Genomic DNA, 26292 nt, shown 5'->3' with positions numbered 1-26292 from the left:
ATTCCTCTTACTCGGGCAGGGCGATCGGACCGATCTCGTTGAACACATCTCCTGGACCCGGGTTCTCGGCGTGAGTTTCACCGCCGAAGTGGTTCATGATGCCCCACACCGCATTGAGCGAGGTCTGCACCGCGCCCTCGACCCAGGCCGGCGTCCAGGAAACGTCGTCGCCGGCGATGAAAATCCCGCGCTGCTCGGCCGGCATGTCGGCCTGCATGAAATGCGCGTACATCCGCTGGTTGTAGCGGTAGTGGCCGGGCAGGGCACCTTTGAAAGCGCCGAGGAAATGCGGGTCGGCTTCCCAGGACACGGTGATCGGGTCGCCGATGATCCGTGCGGCAATGTCGACTTTCGGGTAGATCTTCTTCAAGGCATCCAGCGCCAGTTTTACGCGTTTTTCCACTGGGTGCGGAAGCATTTTCAGCGCGTCGCTCATCCATGAGTACGACAGGCAAATCACGCCCGGCTTGTCGTCGCCGTTGTCGAACAGATAGGTGCCACGGGTCAGGCGATCGGTGAGGGTCATGCTCATCAGGTCGCGGCCGGTTTCCGGATCCTTGTCCTTCCAGAACGGGCGGTCGACCATCACGAAGGTTTTTGACGACTGCATGTAGCGGGTGCGGTCCAGGGCCATCCACATCTTTTGCGAGAACAGGCTTTCGTCGCACTCGATCTGGGTGGTCAACAGCCAGCTCTGGCAGGTGGTCAGCACCGCCGCGTATTCGCGGGTGTCGCCGTAGTTGTCGGTAACCGCAAAACGGCCGTCCGCTGCGTGGGCGATTTTCTTCACGCCGGAGCGCGGCGCGCCCCTGTGCAACGAACTGAGGCTGGTGCCCTCGGGCCAGTGCACGCACCGCTCCGGCACATGGCGCCAGATGCCCAGCGGCACTTGTTCCACGCCGCCGACCACCAGGTGCTGGTGATCGTCGCAGTTGGTCATCACCACGCGGAAGATTTCCAGCATCGAGTTCGGGAAGTCCGAATCCCAGCCGCCGGTGCCGAAACCGACCTGGCCGAATACTTCACGGTGATGGAACGACAGTTTGGCGAACGCTTCGGAGGTCGCGACGAAGTCATAGAAGGTGCGGTCGTCCCAGAGTGGCACCAGGGTGTTCCACAGTTCCTTGAGGCGTGGCACGTCGCGGTCGCGGATCGCTTGCTGGATATCGGCGAACTGCGAACCGGCCTCCAGGGCATCGGCCCAGGCGTCGGCCACTTCCTGGAACAGTGCAGGAAGATCCGCCAGTTTCTGGGCGTAATGGGTTTTGCCTTCCAGATCGATCACGGTACTGCCCGAAGCCGGGGTTAGCGGGTTCGGGAAGGGTTTGGTCTGCAGGCCGAGCTTATCGACGTAATGGTAAAACGCGGTGGACGACACCGGGAAACGCATGCCGCCGAGTTCGGCGATGATGCCTTCGGCGCCGTTGAACGCCTGGGAGCGCAGGCGACCGCCCATTTTCGAGGCTTCGTAGACGACGGGCTTGAGGCCCAGCTTCATCAATTCGTAAGCCGCCACCAGACCGGCGATACCGGCCCCGACAATCGCCACTTCGGCACCGTGGTTGTGCGCAGGAATGCTGCCCAGGCCCGCCGGGTGTTCGATCCAGTCGTCGAAAGCGAAAGGAAAGTCCGGACCGAAAATGGTGACTGGTTTTTTACCGTCTGCAGGATGGCGATTGTTGTTGTTCATGGCTGACCTTGCTGGCGACCCGACGCGGAACGCGCATCTGAGTATAGGAAAAGATGGCAGCCATTCTAGAGAGCATAGAACACGTTAATAAGACGCAAAGTGTCGTCGTTTTGCAGGTTGTTTGCGCATTATGACGATTACACGATACAAAATGACAATCCGCGGTCCTTGTGGGAGCGGGCTTGCCCGCGATGAGGCCCGATCAGACACCGAAGTCCTACAGCCAGAAACTCAAACCGGCTGCCCCCGATCAATCTTGCTGCTCAAGATGATCGAAGTCGTCGTCTTCTCCACCCCATCCACACTGCCAATCTGATCCAGCAACTGGTCCAGCTGCTCCGGCGAGTCAGTGCGCAACCACGCCACATAATCAAATTCGCCACTCACCGCACACAGCTGCTGTACCTGAGCCATGGCACTAAGGCGACGCAACACTTCCTTGCCGGATCGCGGCTGCACCGTAATCCCGACATACGCCTGCAATCCGCCATCCACCACGCGCTGCCCCAAACGCACGCCGTAACCGGTGATCACTTTGGCCTTCTCCAGTCGTGCCAACCGCGACGTGACGGTCGTGCGGGCAATCCCCAATTGCCGGGCAAGCATGGCCACGCTTTCGCGGGCATTGATTTGCAGGGCCGCGATCAATTGGCGGTCGATTTCGTCAAGGATGGGGGGACGGATGTCAGGCAAGGTCGGGCTCCAGCGGCACAAAGCAATGGGCGTGCATGTTACAGGCACATCTCGTCACCCGGCTGTTTGATCTAGGCTCAGTACCGTTCATGCCATTTTTGCCTGCGACAATTTGCCATAAGTAACTAGTTCGTACATTATTCCGCGCTTGTCACGAATGGGGAAAATTTTTCGACATGAATACTTCTGGGGCTGCCGGCGGCAGCAAATGGTTGCTATTGGGGCTGGGTGTCCTGATCGCCTTGATCGGACTTGGCCTGGCCGGCGGCGGTGGCTATCTGATATCGCTCGGCGGCAGCGCGTACTTCCTGCTGATGGGCCTGGCGATGCTGGTGTCCGGGCTGATGATCGCCCGGCGAAAACCGCAGGGCGCATGGCTGTATGGCCTGGCGTTGATCCTGACGGTGATCTGGGCGGTATGGGACGCCGGGTTCGAATACTGGCCGCTGGTTTCGCGGGTGCTGACCTTCGCTGTGATCGGCTTGGTTGTCGCGTTGATCTACCCGACCCTGATGCGTGCCTCGGGCGCGACGGCGGGCCGCGGTGCCTACGGTCTGGCCGGCATTCTGGGGGTTGGTGTCGTTGCGACGCTGGCCTACATGTTCGTGCCGACCCATGTGGTCAAGGCCAGCAGTGAGCCCGCGGTGACGCCGGTCGCTGCGGGCACTGAACAGAAAGACTGGGCGCATTGGGGCAACACCACCGCCGGCAACCGTTTTGCCGCGCTGGACCAGATCAACAAAGGCAACATCGACAAACTGCAGGTGGCCTGGACCTTCCGCACCGGCGACATTCCGCAAAGCACCGGCGCCGGCGCCGAAGACCAGAACACGCCGCTGCAAATCGGCGACACGGTCTACACCTGCACCGCCTACGGCAAAGTCTTTGCCCTGGATGCCGACACCGGCGCCCAGCGCTGGAAGTTCGATCCGCAAGGTACCGCGCCCAACTGGCAGCGCTGCCGTGGCCTGGGTTACTCCGACGCGAGTGCCACGCCTACAGCCGAGCAGCCATCTGCCTGTACGAAACGTCTGTTCCTGCCGACCGGCGATGCCCGCCTGATCGCGCTCAACGCCGAAACCGGCCAGCCGTGTGAAGAGTTTGGCAACAAAGGCACGGTCGATCTGACCACCGACATGGGCGAAGTGAAGCCTGGTTATTACCAGCAGACTTCAACCCCGCTGGTAGCCGGGGACGTGGTGATCATCGGCGGCCGCGTGGCCGATAACTACTCCACCGGCGAACCGCCAGGTGTGGTGCGTGCCTACGACGTGCGCAGCGGTGAACTGGTGTGGGCCTGGGATCCGGGTAACCCGAACACCACCAAACGTCCGCCAGCCGGCGAAACCTATACCCGTGGCACACCGAACGTCTGGTCGGCCATGTCTTACGACGCCAAACTGGGTCTGGTCTACCTGCCAACCGGCAACGCCACCCCGGACTTCTTCGCCGGTCAACGCACGGAATTTGACGACAAGTGGAGCTCGTCCATCGTCGCCATCGACGTGAAGACCGGCCAGGTGCGCTGGCATTTCCAGACCACTCACCACGACCTGTGGGACTTCGACCTGCCGGCCCAACCGCTGCTGTACGACGTGCCTGACGACAAGGGCGGCACCCAGCCAGCCCTGGCGCAAGTCACCAAACAGGGCGAGATCTTCCTGCTCAACCGCGAAACCGGCGTGCCGATCGCCCGCGTCGAAGAGCGCCCGGTCCCGCAAGGCAACGTGCCTGGCGAACGCTACTCGCCGACCCAGCCGTTCTCGGTGGACATGCCGTCCATCGGCAACAAGACCCTGACCGAATCCGACATGTGGGGCGCCACACCGTTTGACCAGCTGATGTGCCGCATCCAGTTCAAAGGCATGCGCCACGAAGGCGTCTACACCCCGCCGGGCATGGACCGCGCCTTGCAGTTCCCGGGTTCCCTGGGTGGCATGAACTGGGGCAGCGTCTCGGTGGATCCGAACACGAACTACATGTTCGTCAACGACATGCGCCTGGGCCTGGCCAACTACATGATTCCCCGCGACAAGATCGCCGCCGGGGCCAGTGGTATCGAAATGGGCGTGGTGCCGCAGGAAGGCACACCGTTCGGCGCCATGCGCGAACGCTTCCTCTCGGCGGCTGGCATTCCATGCCAGAAACCACCGTTCGGCACCATGTCCGCCATCGACCTCAAGACTCACAAGCTGATGTGGCAAGTGCCGGTTGGTACCGTGCAAGACACCGGTCCATTGGGCATCCGCATGCACTTGCCGATCCCGATCGGCATGCCGACCCTTGGCGCGTCGTTGGCTACCCAGTCGGGTCTGTTGTTCTTCGCGGGTACCCAGGATTTCTACCTGCGTGCTTTCGATACGGGCAATGGTAATGAGATCTGGAAGTCGCGTTTGCCGGTGGGGAGTCAGTCTGGACCGATGACTTACGTTTCGCCGAAAACGGGCAAGCAGTACATCCTGCTGACTGTTGGCGGTGCGCGGCAGTCGCCGGATCGTGGGGACTACGTGATTGCCTACGCCTTGCCTAAATAAAGGCTGAGCCTCTGTACGAAAAAGCCGCGCAATTGCGCGGCTTTTTTTGCTGTGCGAATTGCCCTGACGCCATCAACGGGACGTCAGGATGGACAGCGACAGTCACTCGTAGTCGAATGCGAAATCCAGGGATGCGAGGTGACGCAAATGACGAAGAAGATGCCTCCCGCTGTACGGGACCATGCATTGCAGATTGCCCATCACGAAATGGCACACTACGTCATGGCCCGTGCCTTGGGGTTTGCAACGGGCGGCGTGACCCTGACAGTGACCATGGACTTACGGCATCAAGGGGGCGCTTCAATCACCTTGGCGCGGTCGATTTCGTCGATAGACGCGATGAAGGAGTATTTGCAAGCCCGGATGATGGTCCTCCTGGCGGGCGCCATGGGGCAGACCTTATCTTCAACACATTCGCCCAGGAAACTCGTTGATAAGCCGAAAGCAACAACCATCCTCAAGGGAGGCCTTGGGGCGGAGCAGGATTACGCAAAAGTAAGGGAGTTGCAGCAACTGCTACGCAACATCGCCTACCCCGATACGAATCCCGCGTCGTCTGACCGCATAACGGCGGAGCTCAAGGAGATTACCGATCGCGTGTGGCTGCGGACTCAAGAAGTCGTGGAAGCGTTGGCCGATACGATTAATGAATTGGCATTGGCGTTGGTGGACGGCATGGTCATGGTGGAGCAGTGGGGAAGGGCGGGGGATACGTATGAGGTTGTGTTGACGGGGGGAATGCTTGAACGGCTGGGGCCAGTGCAGGCTATTCCCGAGTTGAAGGTTTAGGCGTAAAAAACGCTGGTTGCTCCAGTTTGATACAAACGCTATTATGACATTGTCAGCACAGACCGGAACCTTGGAAGCAAGGGGTGTTGATTTCGGTGGCGCAAGCCACTCCTAGCCAGTGAGCGGGATAAGCGGGAAACCGTGAAAGGAGAGGCCGATATTCAGATTCACAAGAAGCCTTGATGCGAAAGCATCGAGGCTTTTTGCTGTCTATCAGATAGGTTTGCCTGCATTACGCATTTCAAGAATGTAGCGCACATTGTGCGGCTTGCCTTTGGGCAGCTTCGCCCGCCCCCATTCAGCTACCTCATACGCGGAAATCACCCTGAGTTTGAGAAGGTTCATCGTCCCTTGCGGTTTGCTGATCGAAAAGAAAATCGCATAGTCATGCAGGTCCAGGCAGAAATAGCGTTGACTGTTTTCCACGTAAAACGGAACGGCAAGCCCTTTGAAAAACCTCTTGTGAATGTACTCTGCAATCTGGCCGCTGCAATGATGTCGTTCGGCACAGAAATAGCGACGCTCCCCTCTGTGCACTAGTAATTGCCCATTTCCTTTGGCGTCGGTGAAGCAATGAAATCCGAATTCGAATTTGACGTTGATCAGCTCACCCGCGACCTCGAATTTCAATTCAAACGGTTGTAGATGTTCCATGCTGTACTGGCGTCCGCCAATTGTCAGGTCATTCCATTGCATGTAGATCGTCGCCGGGCGCAAGGTGGGGTGCAGTAGTTGCAATCCCGATCATAATTTGAAAGCCCCGGCAGTTCGGGGCTAATAGTGCTGCCTGATTTGCCGCTATTCTTCAGATTCTGCCGCCGTTCGAGCCGGCTCCCGCGTCAGCACCTTCACCACATCATCAATCACTGCTTTGCTCATTGACGTCAGATAGTGCGCGGCCCATGCGTGGCTATCGGAGCCTTGGACGTAGGCAGCATCGACGGTCAGGGACTTGGCGAGGAACAATAGGTCGGAGGCTTGGGCCAAGGCATCGGCGATGGGGACGTTGCGACAGACGTGGAACAGCGGTTGTTCCGAGAGGTATAGGAAGGGGGTGAAGCCGACGGTTTTTAGTTCTGAATAATCAGATGAATTTGCTTTTGTCATGATGGAGCTCCTCGACTTAAAGTGCTGCCACGTTCGTTTCCAAGCGAATGGGTGGCAGCTGTGCGCAGGTTGGAAACCGGGAGCCAAGGAAACCGGCACGTCCGAAGACGTCCCACGCACAGCTGCCATAACACTGAGTCGCAGCCGTAAAAACGTCTGGAGTCGTGATGGGACTGTTGCGCTTGACTTGACTAGACGGGTTTCCAAGCCCGATCGCTGAATGGTCAGCGACATCCGGAGAGTATCCCGTCGAAGAAAAGCCCAGCAAGGCATCAAAATGCCCAAAACGCAATTTTCGGAGTTTGCCTACAAGGTCCTAGGACGTCATCCGATATTTCGACAGCTCCAGTAAACAAAGTTAAACGTCAGTTACACGAGACCGCGCATTGCGTGGCTTTTTCACGTCGACTCCTTCGTCTTGAAATCAGATGTGCAACTATTTTAGGACATTCAGGATTCAGGGGTATACCACGTGTTCTTTGAGATACGTCGTGCCGCCAAGGAAAAGCCGCAGGACCTGAATCTAGTCGTTGAGAGTGCTTACCACCAAACCGAACAGCCGCCGAGGTTGCTGGGCAAGAGGGGGTTTATGTTGCTGTGCGGTAAGGTCTATCTGCGGCAAGCGAGTTCGACCAAACGCTAGGCGCTGAAACGAAAAGAGACGCCATAGGCGACTTTTTCGATTCGGTAAAGCAGATCCGGACACCACTTGCGAACCGCCTTGCGCGGTTGCAGCTCTCGCTGCTGGGAAGCGCTCAATCTCATCCGGTCAGTCGCTTCGATGGGTCAAATCTAATGAAAGTAAATATTCACATCAATCATTAATTCGGTCGGTTTCAGGTCTTCGTGTGAGCACAGTATGAAAGCACCCTTACCTTGGCAGGGCCCGCTGCCGACCCGGTATGGCGTTCATGTTTCACCGCACAGAAGCTTGCACAAACAAATGATGTGAACCGCCGCTGATAGGAGAGGAGAAAGTGCGTTCCTTTCAAGATTTTACTCGGGTGTGAATTTTTTGTGAGCATCGGATAACGAGACGGCAGGCACCCAGGGAGTGTGGAGCATCATTTTCAGAAGCGTCTGACATACGCCAAAGCGGTCCTATGCCAATCATTGGCGCTTTCCCGTGGCATAGGGCTGCGGAAAGGTCACTGAAGGATTTCAAGTGGAATACTTGAAGCTACATCGCGATCAGCTTCAAAGCGATGCCCCCACCGGCCAACCAGCCGGGGAGCGTCGTTAATGGAGCCCACAACAGATAGGGTCACTTTTAACGTTGATCATGCGTTCTGCATTTCATTGAAAGAGCGCGAATACAAACGGGTGCTTTTCCAGCAGACATTCGCACCGCTGATTTCGAACCCGATTGAGTTCTTCATTGCGGAGCGCTGTAGCGATCCGGTCCAGGGATGTTATGAGTCGCATCAGTCTCTGGCGGCAAGGGCTCTAGCTGAAGATTGGGAGAGAGTTCTCATCTTTGTAGACGATGCGAAACCCTACAGATTTCGCAGTTCGCAAATCCGACGGGTGAACAGGTTCATCCGAGCAAACCAGTTTCAAGCGTTGCATCCTGGCCGCGCTATGGGTCGCACCTGGTTGACCTGGTTTCCTTTTCTGGCGCGGGGAAGAGTCGTTGTGCTTCACGCCTTCATCATCTCTCGTGAAGGTTGTCGGGTCTTGGCCGAAACGCCTTACTCCGGTGCTCCCGTAGAGGTCATGTTCAAGCAGCAGATCAAGCAACATTGTATGCATCTGATGTTCTTCCATCAGCACGGGGCGGCTGTGGCAGGCTGCAATGTTCTGTCGGTTGCCATCGATGAGGAGGAGTGGTGGCAGCGTAATTTCATAATACCCCAGCGATCGATGCTCAAAAATATTGTCCGAGCAGTGCTACGGCTCAGGTTCTGATATTTCGCCGTAGAGACACCTGTCATTGAAAAAAACTGGACGGGCCATCTTGATGAACAGCAGCAGCACCAGTTCGGTGACGTAGTCGCTGTAGTTGGTGCCGTCGTCACGGAGGACGTCGCAAAGGTTCCAGAGCTTCTTGGCGATGTCGCTGCTGCCATCGGCGATCAGGTAAATGCTGGTGTTTGCCTGCGCGGCATGGGCGAAGGCATCGCGGTTATCCGCCGTATGGCTGCCGGCCTGGGTGTGCCACTTGACGGACGCGTGCATTCAGGCAGTTACCGGGACAATGTGGTACAGGCGGTCCCAGATAATCTGCTCACGCTCGCTATCGCCATACGCGGCATCTTGCACCAGATAGCCAAAGTCGTTATTTCCCAGCAGGCCTGCCAGCGTCAGGTTCAGGTACCCGCGAAGTTCGGGAGCGGTAGTCTCTACTTCGGCCAGCAATTCCTCCCGGCCGTTCACCAGGTTGAGAATGTCCTCAAGGTCTTTGGCTGCCCAACGGATCTGCGCGCCGCGACCGGCGTAAGCTTCAAGTTTGCTGCCGAGGAAGTAGGGCGGGCTGAACAGGCGAATGCGGCAGCCGCTCGGTAGCTCATGCCATTGCGCAGTGGCCAACCCATCGCTGAACCAGCGGTTGTTGCAGCCCAGCAGGTTGGCTGTTTCGGCATCTTCGGGCATGAAGTCGACTTTCAGCTCGCCCAGGCGCAGGCGGCAAATGACCTCGTCCTGCGGCGATTGCCTGAAGCCTTTTTGTTTGAGTTGTGCCACCAACGTTTGCCACTGGGTATAGCCTGTCAGGTGCACCACCAGATCGACATCGTCGGTGTAGCGCACTTCTTCCAGGGTCAATTCGTCGGTCAACAACAAGGCTGTCGTGCAACCGCCGACAAAGGCAACCTCCTGGCAAAGGTCTTCGCCGAGCGCCTTGGCGACGACCTCAAGCATCTGGATGTTTTGAGCTCGGCTCATGGTTAAAGAATCCTCTCGCGCAACAGTTGGTTCGCCAGATTGGCTTCCCGGGCATTGCCCAAGCGCACGGCATCTATCAGCGCCAAGTATTCATACAATCGGGCATCTTTTTTGACTGCCCCCGGAACGGTCTTGAACAGGGGGGTGATGGACTGCCCTTTGCGAGTGCCATAGGCGTCTGGCCAGACGTGGATCAGGTCGCCCCCGCTCATCAATTTGCCCTGCAAAACGGGAGCGGAAAAGCTGGTTGGGATACCACGGACGATTTCCGCGGGCTTCACTGGAAACACATAGCGCAAACCATGTTCGATAAAGCCCAGCAGTGCCTTGCTGTTGACCCGAGGTAGTCGGGTAGTTGGGTCAAGGCGTAACAATCCAATCTGCTGACAGCGTTTGAGCGCCGAGGCGACTTCGGTTTTGCTGATACCCAGTGAGGCTTGCAGGGCGCGCATGGAGTAGCTGTCGTGGTGGACGGGCGGGTCTTGTTCGGCGTGATCTTCCCAGCCTTGCCAAGGGCCTTGGGTGTCGCTGAGCTTGAGCAGTTCTGCTGTTTCGCTGTCGAGTTGCTGCTGCAGGCGCTCGCGCTGCTCCAGGCAAATCAGTTTGATCAGCAACAGTACGTCTTGACTCTTCATATGGCCTCAGTTAGCTACTGTCCTCTGTCCTGGGACTGAGGACAGTTTAGGCGTTGTTGCCCAGTCGCTGTCAACAAGCTAGCCGACCGCAGGCCACATATTGTCATTCAAGGCTTCAGTACGGTATCCAGCTACTGTTCGCGGTCATTTTCAGTCCTGTGCATACTCATCCCTTGATTGCCGTCGCTGAGCTTGGTGGCGCAATGATGTGACGAGCTTACCCAAGATCTGGCAGGTTTGATCATGGCTTGGCAGCACTTGATTGAGGCGCTTTACACCGGACACGAAAAAGCCGCGCATTGCGCGGCTTTCTTGTTTGGTGGGCCCACACGGACTTGAACCGTGGACCAAAGGATTATGAGTCCTCTGCTCTAACCAACTGAGCTATAGGCCCTCAGTAGGTCGCGGATTATAGCGATGGTTTCTCGGCTGTGCTATCCGAAAAATCCAATTTGGCTGTACGAAGAAACGTCGCGGCGAATTCGGCCGGTGGCAGGGGCAGGCTGACGATGTAGCCCTGGATCTGTTCACAACCTTCCGCCGCAAGGAATTGCTGCTGTGCGAGGGTCTCCACGCCCTCGGCGATCACGGTGAATTGCATGCTTCGGCCCAGGGCGATGATGGCGCGAACGATGGCTGCATCGTGGGGATCGTCCGGCAGGCCGCGGACGAAGGACTGGTCGATCTTCAGGATGTCCAGGGGCAGGCGTTTGAGGTAGCTCAGGGAAGAGTAGCCGGTGCCGAAGTCGTCGATCGCCAGTTGCACGCCCAGGTGTTTGAGTTGATGCAGCACCGCCAGCGCCTCTTCGGCCTGGCTCATGATGAAGTTTTCGGTAATTTCCAGTTGCAGAAGATCCGGTCTGAGGCCGTTGTCCTTGAGCAGTTGTTCGATGCGGCCGAGCAGGTTCGGCTGGCGCAGTTGCGCGCCGGCGAGGTTGACCGACAGGGGGCCGAGGCATTCGTAGACCTGGTTCCATTCGCACATCTGCCGGCAGGCGGTCTCGAGTACCCAGTCGCCGATCTGCAGGATCATGCCGTTTTCTTCGGCCAGGGGAATGAAGTGTTCCGGCGGCACATCGCCAAAGGTCGGGTGGCGCCAGCGAATGAGCGCTTCGGCGCCGACCAGGCGATGGTCGTCGAGGCTGATTTTCGGCTGGTAGTGCAGGAACAGCTCGTTGCGCTCGATGGCGCGTCGCAGTTCGTGCTCCAGCGCGATGCGCTCGCTGGCTTGGGCGGTGAGGTCGCGGGTATAGCTTTCGACCCGATTGCGACCCTTGGCTTTGGAGCGATACATCGCTGCGTCGGCGTTCTTGACCAGGGTGGCGACGTCGCAGCCGTCCTTGGGATAAAGGCTGGTGCCGATGCTGGCACTGATGAAAAACTCATGCTCGCCGGCTTGGAAGGGTGCGCCGAAGCAATTGAGCAGCTTGATCGCAATGTTGTCGGCGTCACTGGATTGCTGCAGGCCGGGGAGCAGGATGATGAATTCGTCGCCGCCCAGGCGCGCCACGGTATCGATATCGCGCAGCTGTTCCTTGAGACGCACGGCGATGCCTTTGAGCAACAGGTCGCCGACCGGGTGACCCAAGCTGTCGTTAATGTGTTTGAAGCGGTCCAGGTCGAGGAACAGCACGGCACCCTGACCGCCGTTTTCCTGCTGGTTGTTGAGCGCGGTCTGCAGCCGGCTCTCGAACAGGGTGCGGTTCGGCAGACCGGTCAGCGGGTCGTGGTGCGCCTGGTAGTCGAGTTTGGCCTGGGCGTGCTTGAGGCTGGAAATGTCCGCGAACACGGCCACGAAGTGGGTGATGAATTTGTCCCGGTTGCGCACCGCGCTGATGGTCAGCCAGCTTGGGTAGAGCTCGCCGTTCTTGCGACGATTGGAAATCTCGCCCTGCCAATGGCCTTCGGCGGTCAGTTGATGCCACATGGCTGCATAGAACGCGCTGTCATGCAGGCCCGAGGCGAGCAGGCGAGGGGTGTGGCCCAAGGCTTCGCTTTCGCTGTAGCCGGTGATTTCGGTAAACGCGCGGTTGACCGCACTGATGTGTTGTTGGGTGTCGGTGATCAACACTCCCTCGGCGGTGCTTTCGAACACGGTGGCGGCCTGTTGCAGTTTCTCCTGCATCAAGTGCCGCTCGGTGATGTCTCGAGCGATGGTCAGCATGCAATCTTCGTCGCCGATCGGTAGCGGGCGGCTGGACACCTCGCAGAGGCGAATCTGGCCGTCGCTGCGGCGGATGTGGCAGCTGAAGTCGCGCACGAAACCGTCACGGTGCAGCAGATCGAGCATCTGTTTGCGTTCGTTGAGGTTGACCCAGATTCCCAGTTCGAGCGCCGAGCGATCCACCGACATCGCGCTGTTGAAGCCGGTGATGCGGCTAAACCCTTCGTTGACCTCCAGCAGCAGGCCGTCGCTTTGCCGGGACAGCAGCAAACCGTCGGGGGAGGCATGGAACGCCTTGGCGAATTTCTCTTCGGAGGTTTGCAGCTGTTGTTGGGTTTCCTTGAGCTGACTGATATCGCGCACGACGACGACCACCGCGAGGGTGGTGTCGAGGTCGAAGGGTTCGGCGGAAATCAGGCCGGTAAACACCTGGCCATTGTTGCGACGAAAGGGCATCTCCAGGTTGCGGATGCTGCCGGCCTGCAGCCGCTGCAGCAAGCCCGGCCCGACGCCGGGAATGCCCCAGATGTTCAGGTCGGTGGCGGTCTGGCCGATGACGTCTTCAGCCTTGAGGCCGATCTGATCTTCGAACGCTTCGTTGACCTCCAGCAAACACCCGTCAGAGAGCCGTGCAATGACCAGGATGTCCGGACATTGCTGGAATACCGAGGCGAACTTCTGCTCCGACAGTCGCAACGCTTCTTCGGTGCGCTTGGCATCGCTGATGTCGATCATCAGCCCGCGCAACACCGGTTCGTGGCCGTGCTCGATCAGGCTGACGATGTCGCGCACCCACAGGCAACGGCCGTCGGCGGTGATGACCCGGTAATCGAGGCTGTGATCGCGCCCGGCCAGGACTTCCTGGTCGCAGAAGGTCTGGGCACGAGTCAGGTCGGCGGGGTGGATGATGTTGCGCCAGAAGCCCGGAATCAGCCAGTGGGATAGGGGGTAACCGAGCAGATCCTCGGCATGGGGCGATACGTAGCTGTAGGTGAAATCGGTGATCCTGGCTTCCCAGGCAATGGCCGAAAGACTCTCTACCAAGCCGCGATAGTGATATTCGCTGCTGCGCAGTTCCTGTTCCAGGTCGACCCGGCGGGCGATTTCCGAGCTCAGCCGGCGGTTGATCCGGATCACCACCGCCAGCACGCCGATCAACAGCAGTAATCCGGGCAGGCCGTAAACCAGCAGGTCGGACCAGAACGTTCGATGATCGAGGACGTTGCCGACCCAATGCTCCTGGATGGCGCTGATTTCTTCCGGGGTCATATCGGCCAGGACCTTGTCCAGGATGCCCACCAGCATCTTGTTGTCCTTGGGCACACCCATGGCCAATTGATAGCGATAGGGGGTCTCGCCGCTGACATAAAGCCCGTCGAGCTTGAGCTGGCGCAGGCTCCAGATGCTGGAGGCGAGGTCGCCGACCACGGCGTCCACCTCATCGGTGGCCAGTGCCTGCAAGGCTGAGCTGACATTGGGCATTGCCACCAGGTTCAGGTCAGGGTGGTGCGTACGCAGCAGCTCATGGGGGGCGTAATTGTCCACCACGGCGATTTTCAGGCCGTACAAGTCTGCCAGTTTGCGCGGCTGGGGGCCTCCGACATGGGCAAGAATGACGATCGGAAAGTCCAGGTAGGGGCGGGTGAACGACAGGTAAGTCTGACGCTCCGGGGTCGACATGATGCCCGGCAGCAGGTCCAGCTTCGATTGTTTGGCCTGTTCCAGGACAACCGTCCAGCTGACCGGCTCGATGGGCGTGAGCTTGATGGCCAGCCGTTGCCGGATCATGTTGATGTAATCCGCTGCAAGCCCCTGGTAGCGTCCCTGGTCGTCGCGAAACTCGAAGGGCGGCCAGGATGCATCGACGCCCAGGCGCAAGTCCGGGTGAGCCGCCAGCCAGCTACGTTCTTCGTCGGTCAGAGTCAGCGCGCCAGCCGTTGCGGTCCAGGTTATCAGCGACAGCAAAAAAAGCACGGTCGGCAGTCTGGGCATAACAATCTCATTGCGGCACGGGGAATGTTTCGAGTGTAGACGGGCAATCAGGCGGGAGTGAAGCGTGGGAAATTTTATCTGCAAAAAGCAAAACCCCCGGCCTGGGCCGGGGGTTCTGTGATCACTCGTCGAGGAAGGAGCGCAGATGCTCGCTTCTCGTCGGGTGGCGCAGCTTGCGCAGCGCCTTGGCTTCGATCTGACGAATCCGCTCACGGGTCACGTCGAACTGCTTACCAACCTCCTCGAGGGTGTGGTCGGTATTCATGTCGATACCGAAGCGCATGCGCAGCACTTTGGCTTCACGGGCAGTGAGGCCGGACAGTACTTCGCGAGTCGCTTCTTTAAGGCTCTCAACGGTGGCGACATCGATTGGCGACTGCATGGTCGAGTCTTCGATGAAGTCACCCAGATGGGAGTCTTCGTCATCACCGATCGGGGTTTCCATGGAGATCGGCTCTTTAGCGATCTTCAATACCTTGCGGATCTTGTCCTCAGGCATTTCCATGCGTTCGCCCAGCTCTTCCGGGGTCGGTTCGCGACCCATTTCCTGCAACATCTGGCGGGAAATACGGTTGAGCTTGTTGATCGTCTCGATCATGTGCACCGGAATACGGATGGTGCGGGCCTGGTCGGCGATCGAGCGAGTGATCGCCTGACGGATCCACCAGGTGGCATAAGTCGAGAATTTGTAGCCACGGCGGTATTCAAACTTGTCTACCGCTTTCATCAAGCCGATGTTGCCTTCCTGGATCAGATCGAGGAATTGCAGGCCACGGTTGGTGTACTTCTTGGCGATGGAGATCACCAGACGCAAGTTGGCTTCAACCATCTCTTTCTTCGCGCGGCGGGCCTTGGCCTCACCGATCGACATGCGACGGTTGATGTCCTTGATCTCGGCAATCGTCAAACCGGTTTCGGTTTGCAGCGCGGTCAGCTTCTGCTGGCAACGAATGATGTCCGGCTGCAGGCGACCAATGGCTTCAGCGTATTTGCTTTTGCCTTTGGCCAGTGCATCGGTCCAGCTTTCGTCGACTTCATTGCCCGGGAACTGGCGCAGGAAGTCGGCACGCGGCATACGGGCATCACGCACGCAAAGTTGCATGATCGCGCGCTCTTGCTGACGCAGACGATCCAGGGCACTGCGAACACGCTCGACCAGGCCTTCGAATTGCTTCGGAACCAGTTTGATCGGCATGAACAGCTCGGCCAGGGCAATCAGCTCGGCGATTGCCAGCTTGTTGCCACGCCCGTGCTTCTTCAGCGCCTTGCGGGTGATTTCCATCTGATCGGAGACAGCGCCAAAACGCTGTGCCGCGATGACCGGATCCGGACCGCTTTCGGCTTCTTCTTCGTCGTCGGTGGCGTCGGCGTCATCGTCGTCGGTGTCGTCGTCCGCTTTCACGGCTTTCGGATCGACAGGCGGTGGCACTTCCGCTGCAGGCGGCGCAATGCCGTCGTCCGGGTCGATATAACCGCTCAGGACGTCGGACAGGCGGCCACCTTCGGTGGTGACGCGAGTGTATTCGGAGAGAATATGGTCAACCGTGCCAGGGAAGTGCGCGATTGCGCCCATCACTTCGCGGATGCCCTCTTCAATACGCTTGGCGATTTCAATTTCGCCTTCACGTGTGAGGAGCTCTACCGTACCCATTTCGCGCATGTACATGCGCACCGGGTCGGTGGTGCGACCAATGTCGGTCTCGACCGCTGCCAACGCTGCTGCTGCCTCTTCGGCCGCGGCTTCGTCGGTATCGGCGTCGGCCAGCATAAGGGAATCCTTATCTGGCGCAACCTCGAATACGTTGATCCCCATGTCATTGATCATGCGGATGATGTCTTCCACCTGTTCCGGATCTGAAATATCCTCCGGCAGGTGGTCGTTGACCTCCGCGTAAGTCAGGTAGCCCTGCTCACGACCAAGTGTGATCAACTCTTTGATACGAGACTGCTGTTGCGCTTTTCCGGACATAACACCCTATCCACTGAAGGTCTTGGCGGGCAAAAAACAAGCCGAGGATTATACCTGAGCTATGACCTCACGCGCCAGTTGAGGTCGGGTTTGATGCGGAAACATTGCGACTTAAAAGGTCGCGCAGTTGATTTTTCTCATCGCTAGTCAGTTCACTTTGACGTGCTTTCCTGAGTAGTTGTTCCAGGTTTCGCTCGCGTTGGCGGGCGGACAAGCTATTAATGGTGTCGAAAAACTGTTGTTCAAGGTTATCTCCGTCAATCAGCCATTCCTTTTCCGCCAGCGCCTTGAGCAAACGTCCTTGCTCGGTACCGTGCCAGCGTGCGATCAACTGAATTGAGTTTAGCTTGGGATTCTTCTGTACGGCTTCGAGCAGCGCCACCAGCAACTGTGTGTTGGTGTGATCCTCGGCGGCAAAGTGCCCGGCATCCTCGACTTTTTTCGCCAGTTGCGGGTGATGCAGCAGCGTTCGCAGCGCGGCCAGGGTTGGCGGTTCTACGGCAGCCGGCACCCTTGGTGCGCGGGGTTGATCGCGATCACCGCCCCGTTTGCCGTTCTTGTCCCAGGGTTTTTTGTCCCATTTTTTACCGCCGGCGCCGGGTTTCTTCGGCGTCCACTCCTGTTGTGGCACGTACATCTCTTGTGCCTGCGGCTGATGGTAGTCGCTGTAGTCCGGCATGGCGTCGTAATCGATGCCCGGGTCATACGCCGGTGGCGCTTCCTGAGGGGCGCTTTGCACCAGCTGGCTCACCGCTTCGCCGCTGAGGCCGGTGATTTCGCTTAGCCGTTGACGCATCAGGATGCGCAGGTTGGCGCCCGGGACTTTGTCGATCAGCGGTGCGGCGAGGGTGGCCATGTGGGCCTTGCCTTCGAGTGAGCGCGGGTCGGATTCCTCGGTCAGCTGCTGGAAAAAATAGTCCGCCAGTGGCTGGGCATGCTGGTTGATGCGCGCGCGGAAAGCGTCGGTGCCTTCGGAACGGACCAGGGTATCCGGGTCCTCGCCCTCCGGCAGGAACAGGAAGCGCGCCCGACGCCCGTCTTGCAGGCAGGGCAGGGTGGCTTCCAGCGCCCGCCACGCTGCGTTGCGGCCGGCCTGGTCGCCGTCGAAGCAGAACAGCACGTTGGGCACGACGCGAAACAGTCGTTTCAAGTGCTCTTCGCTGGTGGCGGTGCCCAGGGTAGCTACGGCATTGCGCAGGCCTTGCTGGGCGAGCGCGATAACGTCCATATACCCTTCGACGACGATGATTTCATCAAGGTTGCGGTTGTTCTTGCGGGCTTCATAGAGGCCGTAGAGCTCCTGGCCTTTATGGAATACCGGGGTTTCCGGCGAGTTGAGGTATTTCGGCTTGTCGTCGCCCAGTACCCGGCCGCCGAATGCAATGATGCGTCCACGGCTGTCGCGGATCGGGAACATCACTCGATCGCGAAAGCGGTCATAGCGTTTGCCGGTTTCGGCGTTTTCGATCAGCAGGCCGGCATCGACCATGGCTTTTTGTTGCAGGCTGTCACTGCTCAAGTGCTTGAACAGGTTGTCCCAGCCAGGTGGGGCGAAGCCGAGGCCGAAGTCCCGGGCGATTTCGCCCGTTAGCCCGCGACCCTTCAAGTAATCCACAGCGGCTTTGCGCGATGGATGATTTTTGAGGGCCTGGCGGTAAAAGTCGGCGGCGGCGGTGAGCAGCGGGTACAGCGGCGAATCGGTCGGCTGCCGCGGTTTGTGCGGGCGGCCGCTTTCTTCGCGGGGGATTTCCATGCCGGCGGCTTTGGCCAGTTCTTCGACAGCCTGGACGAAATCCAGGTTGTCGTGGTCCATCATGAAGCCGAGGGCGTTGCCGCCAGCGCCGCAGCCGAAGCAGTAATAGAACTGTTTGTCGGGGCTGACGCTGAAGGACGGGGTTTTTTCTTTGTGAAAAGGGCAGCAGGCAGTGTAGTTCTTGCCGGCCTTTTTCATTTGCAGGCGCGAGCTGACCACGTCGACGATGTCGGTGCGGTTCAGAAGGTCGTCAATGAAGCTCTGGGGAATTAGCCCGGCCATGGCGTTCTCGTCATCTGCGCTGAAAGGGACCCGAAACAAAGGGCAGCCGAATGCGGGTCGTTGTTTAAGGCGCGCAAAATATACGGCTCGACCAGTGTCGTCTGCGTAATCGCTGTCGGGAAGTGTATCCGCCGAAAATCCACTGACGTTAGTGCCAATCAGTATTCGACTATGTGAAAATATTGCGCTGAAATCCGCTGTGGCCAGTCGATGGCCCCGGATCGCTCATAAGCGGGCACGCAAGAAGGTGCCTTGGGCTGATCGTCGTGAGAGGAATCAGTGGGTGTGCTCGTCAGTAGCCTTGGAAGGCTCGTCAGAAAAGACGTGCACCGCTGGCAAAAGAGCCAGGTCTGACGCTGTGAAGCAGGTTTGTCTTGGTCGCGTCTGCGGCTTTGACGGTGAAGCATCAAGCGTTTTCCGCAAATGCCATAAGCCCGGCTGAGGGGCCGGGCTTGGCAGAAGCTTGCTACGGACGTCTGTGTATTAGTACAGACGAACGGCGCGGCGCTGTTCGCGCTGAACTTTCTTGGCGTGACGCTTAACAGCGGCTGCTGCTTTACGCTTACGCTCAGAAGTAGGCTTCTCGTAGAATTCGCGGCTACGAACTTCAGCCAGTACACCGGCTTTTTCGCAGGAGCGCTTGAAACGACGCAGAGCTACGTCGAAGGGTTCGTTCTCTTTTACTTTGACGGCTGGCATCCAGAGCTACCTTCATTCATTACCGGGGTCAACATCCTCGTGGCAAAAGAGCACTTGAAGACGTCGGTTTTTAAGGGTTGCGGATGTTAACCCCTCATCGCTCGGAATGCAAAGCCTCTGATCGAAAACCGCTGGTCGGGGCATCACGTGGCGACTATTATGCGCGCCTTCGAATTCAGCCTAAACAAGGCGCAAACCCATGCTAGTACTGGGATTAGAAACCTCCTGCGACGAAACCGGTGTCGCACTTTACGACAGTGAACGCGGCCTGCTGGCCGACGCACTGTTCAGTCAGATCGACCTGCACCGTGCCTATGGCGGTGTGGTGCCGGAGCTGGCCTCCCGTGATCATGTCAAACGCATGCTGCCCTTGATTCGTCAGGTGTTGGCTGAAGCCGACTGTGTGCCGACCGAGATCGACGCGATCGCCTATACCGCGGGTCCCGGCCTGGTGGGCGCGCTGTTGGTGGGCGCTTCCTGCGCTCAGGCGCTGGCCTTTGCCTGGGGCATTCCGGCGCTTGGCGTGCACCACATGGAAGGCCATTTGCTGGCGCCCATGCTGGAGTCGCAACCGCCGCAATTTCCGTTCGTCGCTTTATTGGTGTCGGGTGGTCATACGCAGCTCGTTCAGGTCGATGGTATCGGGCAATACACGCTCTTGGGCGAGACCCTCGACGACGCAGCCGGTGAAGCATTCGACAAGACCGCGAAGATGATGGGCCTCAATTATCCGGGCGGCCCGGAAATCGCGCGTCTGGCAGAGCAAGGGGTTGCGGGACGATTCACTTTTCCGCGACCGATGTGTGACCGTCCCGGCCTGGCGTTCAGTTTCAGCGGCTTGAAAACCTTCGCCCTGAACACCTGGCAGCAATGCGTCAGCGCCGGGGACGACAGCGAGCAAGCCCGTTGCGACATCTCGCTGGCGTTCCAGCAGGCCGTGGTGGAGACTTTGACCATCAAGTGCAAGCGTGCCCTGAAGCAGGCGGGTATGAAGCGCCTGGTGATCGCTGGGGGCGTTAGCGCCAACAAGGCGTTGCGCTCTTCCCTGGAGAAAATGCTCGGGGACATGCGCGGCGATGTGTTTTATGCCCGTCCGGAGTTCTGTACGGATAATGGCGCGATGATTGCGTTTGCCGGTTGCCAGCGCTTGCAAGCTGGCCAGCACGAAAGCCTGGCGATCAGCGTACAGGCGCGCTGGCCGATGGAGCAATTGTCAGCGTTGTGATGAGCGGTGTTCACGTGCGGTATTAAAAATGCCGTTCGCGCCCGGCAAACAGGTCGCGTAGATTGCCCCGATGGCGCCAGACGATCAGCCCTGTGAGCGCGCTCATGGGCAGCAGTGCCGCCGGTTCTTGCCAGGCCAGCAATGGCAGGGTCAGCGGCGTGGCGATCAATGCGGCGAGCGAGCTGGTGCGGGTCAGGTAGAACGTCAGCAGCCAGGCGCAGACGGCCAGCAGTGCTGCAGGCGGATAGAGTCCCAGTAACATCCCGGCAGCGGTGGCGACACCCTTGCCGCCGCGAAAACGGAAATACAACGGGAACAGGTGACCGATGACGGCACAAATGCCGATCCAGGCCTGTTCTTGCAGCGAAAGACCCGCGACACTTGCGATCAGCACGGGCAGCAGGCCCTTGCAAAGGTCGCCGAGCAAGGTCAGGGTGGCGAGCTTCCTGCCGGCCAGGCGCAGCATGTTGGTGGCACCGGCATTGCCCGAGCCACTCATTCGCGGATCGGGGTTACCGGTCAGGCGGCTGAGCAAAATGGCAAAGGACAGAGAGCCGAGCAGGTAGGCGAGGGTCGCCAGTAACCAAAACATGCTAACTATTCCGGGCGAGGACGCCCTGATTCTAACGGCGCATTGCGCCCTTGTCGTGCAGCGGAGAAGAGTGCTTGGACAGAGTGTTTATCGAGGGCCTGGAAGTCGACACCGTGATTGGTGCCTACGACTGGGAGCGAGGCATCCGACAGTGCTTGCGTCTTGACCTGAGCTTCGCCTGGGATAATCGTCCGGCCGCTGCCGGTGACGACCTGACTCTGGCGCTCGATTACGCCAGCGTGTCATCGCGCATCCAGGCGTTTGCCGAGCAGGCGCAGTTCCAACTGGTCGAAACGTTTGCCGAGCGCCTGGTTGAAGTGCTGATGAGTGAGTTCAACATCATCTGGATGCGCCTCAAGTTGACCAAGCCAGGTGCAGTCCCGGCCGCCACGGGTGGTGTGGGCGTGGAGATCGAGCGCGGATGTCGCTGACTCAGGTGTATCTCGGGCTCGGCAGCAATATCGAGCGTGAATCCCATTTGCAGGCTGGCCTGGACGCCCTGGCAGGTTTTCTGGTGGATATACGCTGCTCAGCGGTATTCGAAAGCCAGCCAGTCGGGATCAAAAGCGGGCCGTTCTTCAATTTCGTGGTCTCGGCCTACACCGATCTACCGCTGATGGAGCTGGACCGTCGATTGAAATTCATCGAGGCGGACAACGGCCGTTACGCGCCGGACCGAAAGGGTTTGCCGCTGGATATCGACGTGCTGCTGTTTGGTGATCTGGTGGGCAACTTCGATGGTTTGATTCTGCCGCGGGCGGAGATCCTGAAAAATGCCTTTGTGCTGTGGCCGCTGTCGCTGATTGCGCCGGAACGGGTGCATCCCGGCGTAGGAAAAAGCTTTGCAGCGTTGTGGGGCGAAGCCCAGATTGATCAGGTGCTGGCGCCGGTGGCGTTTGAATGGCGTGGTCAGCAGTTGACGCCTTCGAATTTGTTGTGAGACGGATGACGCCATCATCGGATCGCCGCCCGGGGCAAGTCGAATCGTCGCACCGCCGCTCCCACAAGTTAGCGTCGTTTACATAATCAACAAACGACTCGCACCTGTGGGAGCGGGCTTGCCCGCGATAGCTTTCAAATTGACGCCGTTTCTTTGTAAGCCTTCAGCGCCTTGAGGCGTTCGCGCTTGATCGCCTCGCCCAACTCCGGCCCCTTGAATCCCTTCTCCAGCAACGGCTGAACCGCCACGCTCCGGGCTGCATTCGCCGCCCCGCGTAAATAGTCCGCCTGTGGATAACTTCGTTGCTCCAGGCCTTTTCGGCCGCGCGCGTCCATTTCGCACGCCGCGATAAATTCCTCGAACCGCTGTGGCCGACGGTACACGTCGAAACTCTGCAGCAACTCCAGCAAAGTCGAAGGCTTCAGCTCCAGTGCGCGGTGCCCGTGGGTGTGATACTGACCCACCAGCAGCGCCAGTTCCTGACAATCCCTCGGTGCCTTGAAGCGTTCGTTGACCGCCTTGATCAGTTTCAGGCCTTTTTGCTCGTGGGCAATATGACGGGGCCATTCTTCCTCGGGGGTCAATCCTTTGCCCAGGTCGTGCAGCAGGCAGGCCCAGCGCACGGTCAGCGGTTGTTTGTGCAGTGCCGCTTGCTCCAGCACGCTCAGGGTATGCACGCCGGTGTCGATTTCCGGATGATGGGCTTGCGGTTGCGGTACGCCGAACAATGCATCGATTTCCGGCATCAGCACCTTGAGCGCGCCGCATTCGCGCAGCACCTCGATGAACACTTGTGGCTGATCTTCGAGTAGTGCGCGAGAGATTTCCTTCCAGCTCCTTTCCGCGGTCAAGGCCTGCAACTCGCCCGACTCACTGAGTTGGCGCATCAATTCCAGCGTTTCGGGCGCAACGGTGAAACCCAAATCGGCGTAACGCGCCGCAAAGCGGGCAACACGCAGAACTCGCAAGGGATCTTCGGCGAAAGCGGGGGAAACGTGACGTAAAAGTCGCGCCTCAAGATCTTTTTGGCCCTGGTAAGGGTCGGTCAAATGGTGCTGATCGTCTTCAGCTATGGCGTTGATCGTCAAATCGCGACGGATCAAGTCTTCTTCGAGAGTGACGTCAGGGCTGGCGTGAAAGGTGAAACCGCCGTAACCGCGTCCGCTTTTGCGTTCGGTTCGGGCGAGGGCGTATTCCTCACCGCTTTTCGGATGAAGAAACACCGGGAAGTCCGCGCCCACCGGGCGAAAGCCCTTGGCGAGCATTTCCTCGGTGGTGGCGCCTACCACGACCCAATCGATATCGGTGACAGGCTTGCCCAGCAGGCGATCGCGAACGGCGCCGCCGACTTTATAAATCTGCATAAAAAACCTCCGTTAGCTCGACAGGATAACCTTTGCGTCGAGCTTTCGGAGGCAGAAACAGGATCACAGATGGATGACGGCCAGATCCAGTCGGCCATAATCGCCATCGCCATGCTCGCCTCTGGGCGGAACATGATGGGTTTTCATCACTTGGTCGCCTTGCAGGGTCTCCAGGTGAATGTCGAAGCCCCAGAGGCGATGCAGGTGCTTGAGTACTTCCTCTGTGGACTCGCCCAGCGGTTTTCGGTCGTGTTGCTGGTGGCGCAAGGTCAGGGAGCGGTCGCCTCGCCGGTCGATGCTGTAGATCTGCACGTTGGGTTCGCGATTGCCCAGGTTGTACTGCGCCGCCAGGGTTTCCCGGATGATGCGGTAGCCTCCTTCGTCGTGAATCGCCGGGACCAGCAAGTCTTCTTTCTGGTCGTCATCAAGAATGCTGAAGAGCTTGAGGTCGCGGATTACCTTGGGTGACAGGTACTGCAGAATGAAACTCTCATCCTTGAAGCTGCTCATGGCGAACTTGATGCTCGACAACCAGTCGGTGCCAGCGATTTCCGGGAACCAGCGGTAATCCTCTTCAGTAGGGTTTTCACACATGCGCCGGATGTCCCGGTACATGGCAAAACCCAGGGTGTAGGGGTTGATGCCGTTGTAGTAGGGGCTGTCGAAGCCGGGCTGGTAGACCACGCTGGTGTGGGACGTCAAAAACTCCATCATGAAGCCGTCGGTCACCAGGCCTTCGTCGTACAGGTCGTTCATCAGGGTGTAGTGCCAGAAGGTGGCCCACCCCTCGTTCATCACCTGAGTCTGGCGCTGCGGATAGAAATACTGAGCGATCTTGCGCACGATCCGCACGATTTCCCGCTGCCATGGCTCGAGCAGTGGTGCGTGCTTTTCGATGAAGTAAAGGATATTTTCCTGAGGTTCGGCGGGGAAGCGCGCATCGTCCCTGTCGCTATACTTGTCCGCGCCTTTAGGGATGGTGCGCCACAGGTCATTGATCTGCTTCTGCAGATGTTCTTCCCGATCCTTTTGCCGGCGACGTTCTTCCTCGGCCGAAATCGGATAGGGGCGTTTGTAGCGGTCTACGCCGTAATTCATCAGTGCATGGCAGGAGTCGAGTAAATCTTCTACCGCGTCGATGCCGTGGCGCTCTTCGCACCGCATGATGTACTGCTTGGCGAACACCAGGTAATCGATGATCGAACTGGCATCGGTCCAGGTGCGGAACAGGTAATTGCCCTTGAAGAAGCTGTTATGCCCGTAGCAGGCATGAGCGACGACCAGTGCCTGCATGCAGATGGTGTTTTCTTCCATCAGATAGGCGATGCACGGGTCCGAGTTGATCACGATCTCGTAGGCCAGCCCCATCTGGCCGCGACTGTAGGATTTCTCGGTGCTGAGGAAGTGTTTGCCGTAGGACCAATGGTGATAGCCCAGCGGCATGCCGACGGAGGCGTAGGCATCCATCATCTGCTCGGCGGTGATCACTTCGATCTGGTTGGGGTAAGTATCCAGGGCATAACGAGCCGCCAGGCGACTGATTTCCTTGTCGTAGGCCTGGATCAGCTCGAACGTCCATTCGGATCCGGTGGAAATGGGTTGGCGCTTCTGCTCTTTGGCGGTCATGTCACTAACCTGCGCTGGAAGAGTTCACGGAAGACCGGATAGATATCCCCGGCCGAGACCAGTTGTTGCTGGGCAAAAGTGTCAGAGAAGGCTTCAGCGATGCGTTCGTATTCGAACCACAGGGCCTGGTGTTCGCGTGGGGTGATCTCAACGTAAGTGTAGTACTGCACGAACGGCATGATCTGGTTGATCAGGATATCGCGGCAGATCGGTGAGTCGTCATTCCAGTTGTCGCCATCGGAAGCCTGGGCAGCGTAGATGTTCCATTCGTTGCTCGGATAGCGTTCGGCCATGATTTCCTGCATCAGCTTCAAGGCGCTGGAAACAATGGTGCCACCCGTTTCGCGGGAATAGAAAAACTCCTCCTCATCCACTTCCCGGGCGCTGGTGTGGTGGCGGATGAACACGACGTCGATCTTGTCGTAGTTGCGCTTGAGAAACAGGTACAGCAGGATGAAGAAGCGTTTGGCGATGTCCTTGGTCGCCTGGGTCATCGAGCCGGACACGTCCATCAGGCAGAACATCACGGCCTTGGAGCTGGGGTTGGGTTGCTTGATAAGCAGGTTGTACTTGAGGTCGAACGTGTCGAGAAACGGTATGCGGTGAATACGTGCGCTGAGTTTTTCGATTTCTGCTTCGATTTCCTGGATATCGCCGAAATTGTCCGGTTCTTCCTGCTTGAGTCGCAGAAGTTCTTCCTTGGCTTCACGCAGTTTTGCCCGGCTGCTGCCGGACAGGGCGATTCGCCGGGCGTGGGCGGAACGCAGGGTGCGGATGATGTTGATCCGCGACGGGTTGCCCTCGTTGCTGATCCCTGCGCGCACGGTCTTGAAGGTATCGGTGCCGGTCAGGTTGCGTTTGACCAGGTTTGGCAGCTCGAGGTCCTCGAACATGAATTCGAGGAATTCCTCCTGGGTGATCTGGAAGACGAACTCGTCCATCCCTTCACCCGAGTTACCGGCCTTGCCGGGGCCTCTTCCGCCGCCACCTCCCGGCGGGCGGGCAATATGCTCGCCGCTGGTGAATTCCTTGTTGCCCGGATGCACGACAGTCTGCTTGCCGCCGCGCCCATGGTGGAGCACCGGCTCGTCGATATCGCGGCCGGGGATGCTGATTTGCTCGCCGTGTTCCATATCGGTAATGGAGCGCCGGCTGACCGCCTCTTCGACAGCCTTTTTGATGTGATCACGGTAACGCCGCAGAAACCGCTGGCGGTTCACCGTGCTCTTGTTCTTGCCATTGAGACGTCGGTCGATCACATAGCTCATGACTGCTCCTTAGAAGCTGTCCTGAAAGGGGCGAGCGGTTATGCAGCATCGACCGTGCCAAGGGATGTTCACGCTCCCCCAAGCGCT

Annotated in this window: 20 protein-coding genes, 1 tRNA gene and 2 pseudogenes; 7 read left to right on the top strand and 16 right to left on the bottom strand. The window is 58.6% G+C overall.

Annotated features, from left to right (window positions below):
• Positions 1-7: 7 nt before the first annotated feature.
• Both PMA3_RS27700 and PMA3_RS27695 read right to left on the bottom strand, forming a co-directional pair.
• Positions 8-1690 carry a flavin monoamine oxidase family protein gene (locus PMA3_RS27700; RefSeq protein ID WP_064680119.1) on the bottom strand — a complete coding sequence of 561 codons (1683 nt, stop codon included), beginning with the start codon at positions 1688-1690 and terminating at the stop codon, positions 8-10.
• A gap of 231 nt (positions 1691-1921) precedes the next feature.
• A complete protein-coding gene (locus PMA3_RS27695; RefSeq protein ID WP_064680118.1) occupies positions 1922-2383 on the bottom strand; it encodes an Lrp/AsnC family transcriptional regulator in 462 nt (153 codons plus the stop codon).
• Positions 2384-2559: 176 nt separating this feature from the next.
• On the opposite strand from PMA3_RS27695, the gene PMA3_RS27690 reads away from it, so the two are divergent.
• Both PMA3_RS27690 and PMA3_RS27685 read left to right on the top strand, forming a co-directional pair.
• Positions 2560-4917 (top strand): glucose/quinate/shikimate family membrane-bound PQQ-dependent dehydrogenase, encoded by a 2358-nt coding sequence (locus tag PMA3_RS27690; protein WP_064680117.1) that lies wholly within the window; start codon positions 2560-2562, stop codon positions 4915-4917.
• Between the two features lie 147 nt (positions 4918-5064).
• Complete coding sequence (locus PMA3_RS27685) at positions 5065-5706, top strand: hypothetical protein (protein ID WP_064680116.1); 642 nt, start codon at positions 5065-5067, stop codon at positions 5704-5706.
• Positions 5707-5919: 213 nt separating this feature from the next.
• Here PMA3_RS27685 and PMA3_RS27680 read toward each other — a convergent pair whose 3' ends face one another.
• Together PMA3_RS27680 and PMA3_RS27675 are read right to left on the bottom strand one after the other, a co-directional pair.
• A complete protein-coding gene (locus tag PMA3_RS27680) occupies positions 5920-6360 on the bottom strand; it encodes a hypothetical protein (protein WP_064680115.1) in 441 nt (146 codons plus the stop codon).
• A gap of 144 nt (positions 6361-6504) precedes the next feature.
• On the bottom strand, positions 6505-6813 hold the full coding sequence (locus PMA3_RS27675) for a DUF3077 domain-containing protein (RefSeq protein ID WP_064680114.1): 309 nt from the start codon (positions 6811-6813) through the stop codon (positions 6505-6507).
• 460 nt (positions 6814-7273) lie between these two features.
• Between PMA3_RS27675 and PMA3_RS33360 the strand changes: the two are divergent.
• Positions 7274-7456: pseudogene (locus tag PMA3_RS33360) on the top strand (hypothetical protein); the annotation flags it as partial.
• Between the two features lie 599 nt (positions 7457-8055).
• Positions 8056-8721, top strand: coding sequence for a glycosyltransferase family 25 protein (locus PMA3_RS27665; protein ID WP_064680113.1), 666 nt, complete (start codon positions 8056-8058; stop codon positions 8719-8721).
• Between the two features lie 45 nt (positions 8722-8766).
• Here PMA3_RS27665 and PMA3_RS33355 read toward each other — a convergent pair.
• The 8 genes and pseudogenes from PMA3_RS33355 to rpsU form a co-directional block, all read right to left on the bottom strand.
• Positions 8767-8889, bottom strand: a pseudogene (locus PMA3_RS33355) (type I restriction-modification system subunit M N-terminal domain-containing protein); the annotation flags it as partial.
• 102 nt (positions 8890-8991) lie between these two features.
• Positions 8992-9696: a hypothetical protein gene (locus tag PMA3_RS27655; RefSeq protein WP_064680111.1), complete on the bottom strand. Its 705-nt coding sequence runs from the start codon at positions 9694-9696 to the stop codon at positions 8992-8994.
• A gap of 2 nt (positions 9697-9698) precedes the next feature.
• Positions 9699-10331, bottom strand: a complete 633-nt coding sequence (locus PMA3_RS27650; protein WP_064680110.1) for a hypothetical protein — start codon at positions 10329-10331, stop codon at positions 9699-9701.
• Positions 10332-10648: 317 nt separating this feature from the next.
• Positions 10649-10725, bottom strand: a tRNA-Ile gene (locus tag PMA3_RS27645).
• A 15-nt stretch (positions 10726-10740) separates the two neighbouring features.
• Positions 10741-14487 (bottom strand): bifunctional diguanylate cyclase/phosphodiesterase, encoded by a 3747-nt coding sequence (locus PMA3_RS27640; RefSeq protein WP_064680109.1) that lies wholly within the window; start codon positions 14485-14487, stop codon positions 10741-10743.
• Between the two features lie 121 nt (positions 14488-14608).
• Positions 14609-16456 (bottom strand): RNA polymerase sigma factor RpoD, encoded by a 1848-nt coding sequence (gene rpoD, locus PMA3_RS27635; RefSeq protein WP_064680108.1) that lies wholly within the window; start codon positions 16454-16456, stop codon positions 14609-14611.
• A gap of 67 nt (positions 16457-16523) precedes the next feature.
• On the bottom strand, positions 16524-18491 hold the full coding sequence (dnaG, locus tag PMA3_RS27630) for a DNA primase (protein ID WP_064680107.1): 1968 nt from the start codon (positions 18489-18491) through the stop codon (positions 16524-16526).
• A 483-nt stretch (positions 18492-18974) separates the two neighbouring features.
• Positions 18975-19190 (bottom strand): 30S ribosomal protein S21, encoded by a 216-nt coding sequence (gene rpsU, locus PMA3_RS27625; protein ID WP_002551877.1) that lies wholly within the window; start codon positions 19188-19190, stop codon positions 18975-18977.
• A 199-nt stretch (positions 19191-19389) separates the two neighbouring features.
• Between rpsU and tsaD the strand changes: the two genes are divergently transcribed.
• On the top strand, positions 19390-20415 hold the full coding sequence (gene tsaD / locus PMA3_RS27620; RefSeq protein WP_064680106.1) for a tRNA (adenosine(37)-N6)-threonylcarbamoyltransferase complex transferase subunit TsaD: 1026 nt from the start codon (positions 19390-19392) through the stop codon (positions 20413-20415).
• Between the two features lie 22 nt (positions 20416-20437).
• Here tsaD and plsY read toward each other — a convergent pair whose 3' ends face one another.
• Positions 20438-21007 (bottom strand): glycerol-3-phosphate 1-O-acyltransferase PlsY, encoded by a 570-nt coding sequence (gene plsY / locus PMA3_RS27615; protein WP_064680105.1) that lies wholly within the window; start codon positions 21005-21007, stop codon positions 20438-20440.
• A 74-nt stretch (positions 21008-21081) separates the two neighbouring features.
• Between plsY and folB the strand changes: the two genes are divergently transcribed.
• A complete protein-coding gene (gene folB, locus PMA3_RS27610; RefSeq protein ID WP_064680104.1) occupies positions 21082-21438 on the top strand; it encodes a dihydroneopterin aldolase in 357 nt (118 codons plus the stop codon).
• Positions 21429-21947 carry a 2-amino-4-hydroxy-6-hydroxymethyldihydropteridine diphosphokinase gene (gene folK, locus PMA3_RS27605; protein WP_064680103.1) on the top strand — a complete coding sequence of 173 codons (519 nt, stop codon included), beginning with the start codon at positions 21429-21431 and terminating at the stop codon, positions 21945-21947. Before folB ends, folK begins: the two co-directional genes overlap by 10 nt.
• Before the next feature lie 134 nt (positions 21948-22081).
• On the opposite strand, the gene PMA3_RS27600 is transcribed toward folK, so the two are convergent.
• The 3 genes from PMA3_RS27600 to PMA3_RS27590 all read right to left on the bottom strand — a co-directional run bounded on the left by PMA3_RS27600 (position 22082) and on the right by PMA3_RS27590 (position 26205).
• The gene (locus PMA3_RS27600; RefSeq protein WP_064680102.1) at positions 22082-23311 is read right to left on the bottom strand and encodes a multifunctional CCA addition/repair protein; all 1230 of its coding nucleotides are present in this window, start codon (positions 23309-23311) and stop codon (positions 22082-22084) included.
• A 63-nt stretch (positions 23312-23374) separates the two neighbouring features.
• Positions 23375-24937, bottom strand: a complete 1563-nt coding sequence (locus PMA3_RS27595) for a SpoVR family protein (protein WP_064680101.1) — start codon at positions 24935-24937, stop codon at positions 23375-23377.
• Positions 24934-26205 (bottom strand): YeaH/YhbH family protein, encoded by a 1272-nt coding sequence (locus PMA3_RS27590; protein ID WP_057713068.1) that lies wholly within the window; start codon positions 26203-26205, stop codon positions 24934-24936. The genes PMA3_RS27595 and PMA3_RS27590 overlap by 4 nt, the downstream gene beginning before the upstream one ends.
• Between the last annotated feature and the right edge of the window lie 87 nt (positions 26206-26292).

It is taken from the genome of Pseudomonas silesiensis (genome assembly GCF_001661075.1).
Lineage (GTDB): Bacteria > Pseudomonadota > Gammaproteobacteria > Pseudomonadales > Pseudomonadaceae > Aquipseudomonas > Aquipseudomonas silesiensis.
This window is presented reverse-complemented; position numbering and strand designations above follow the sequence as displayed.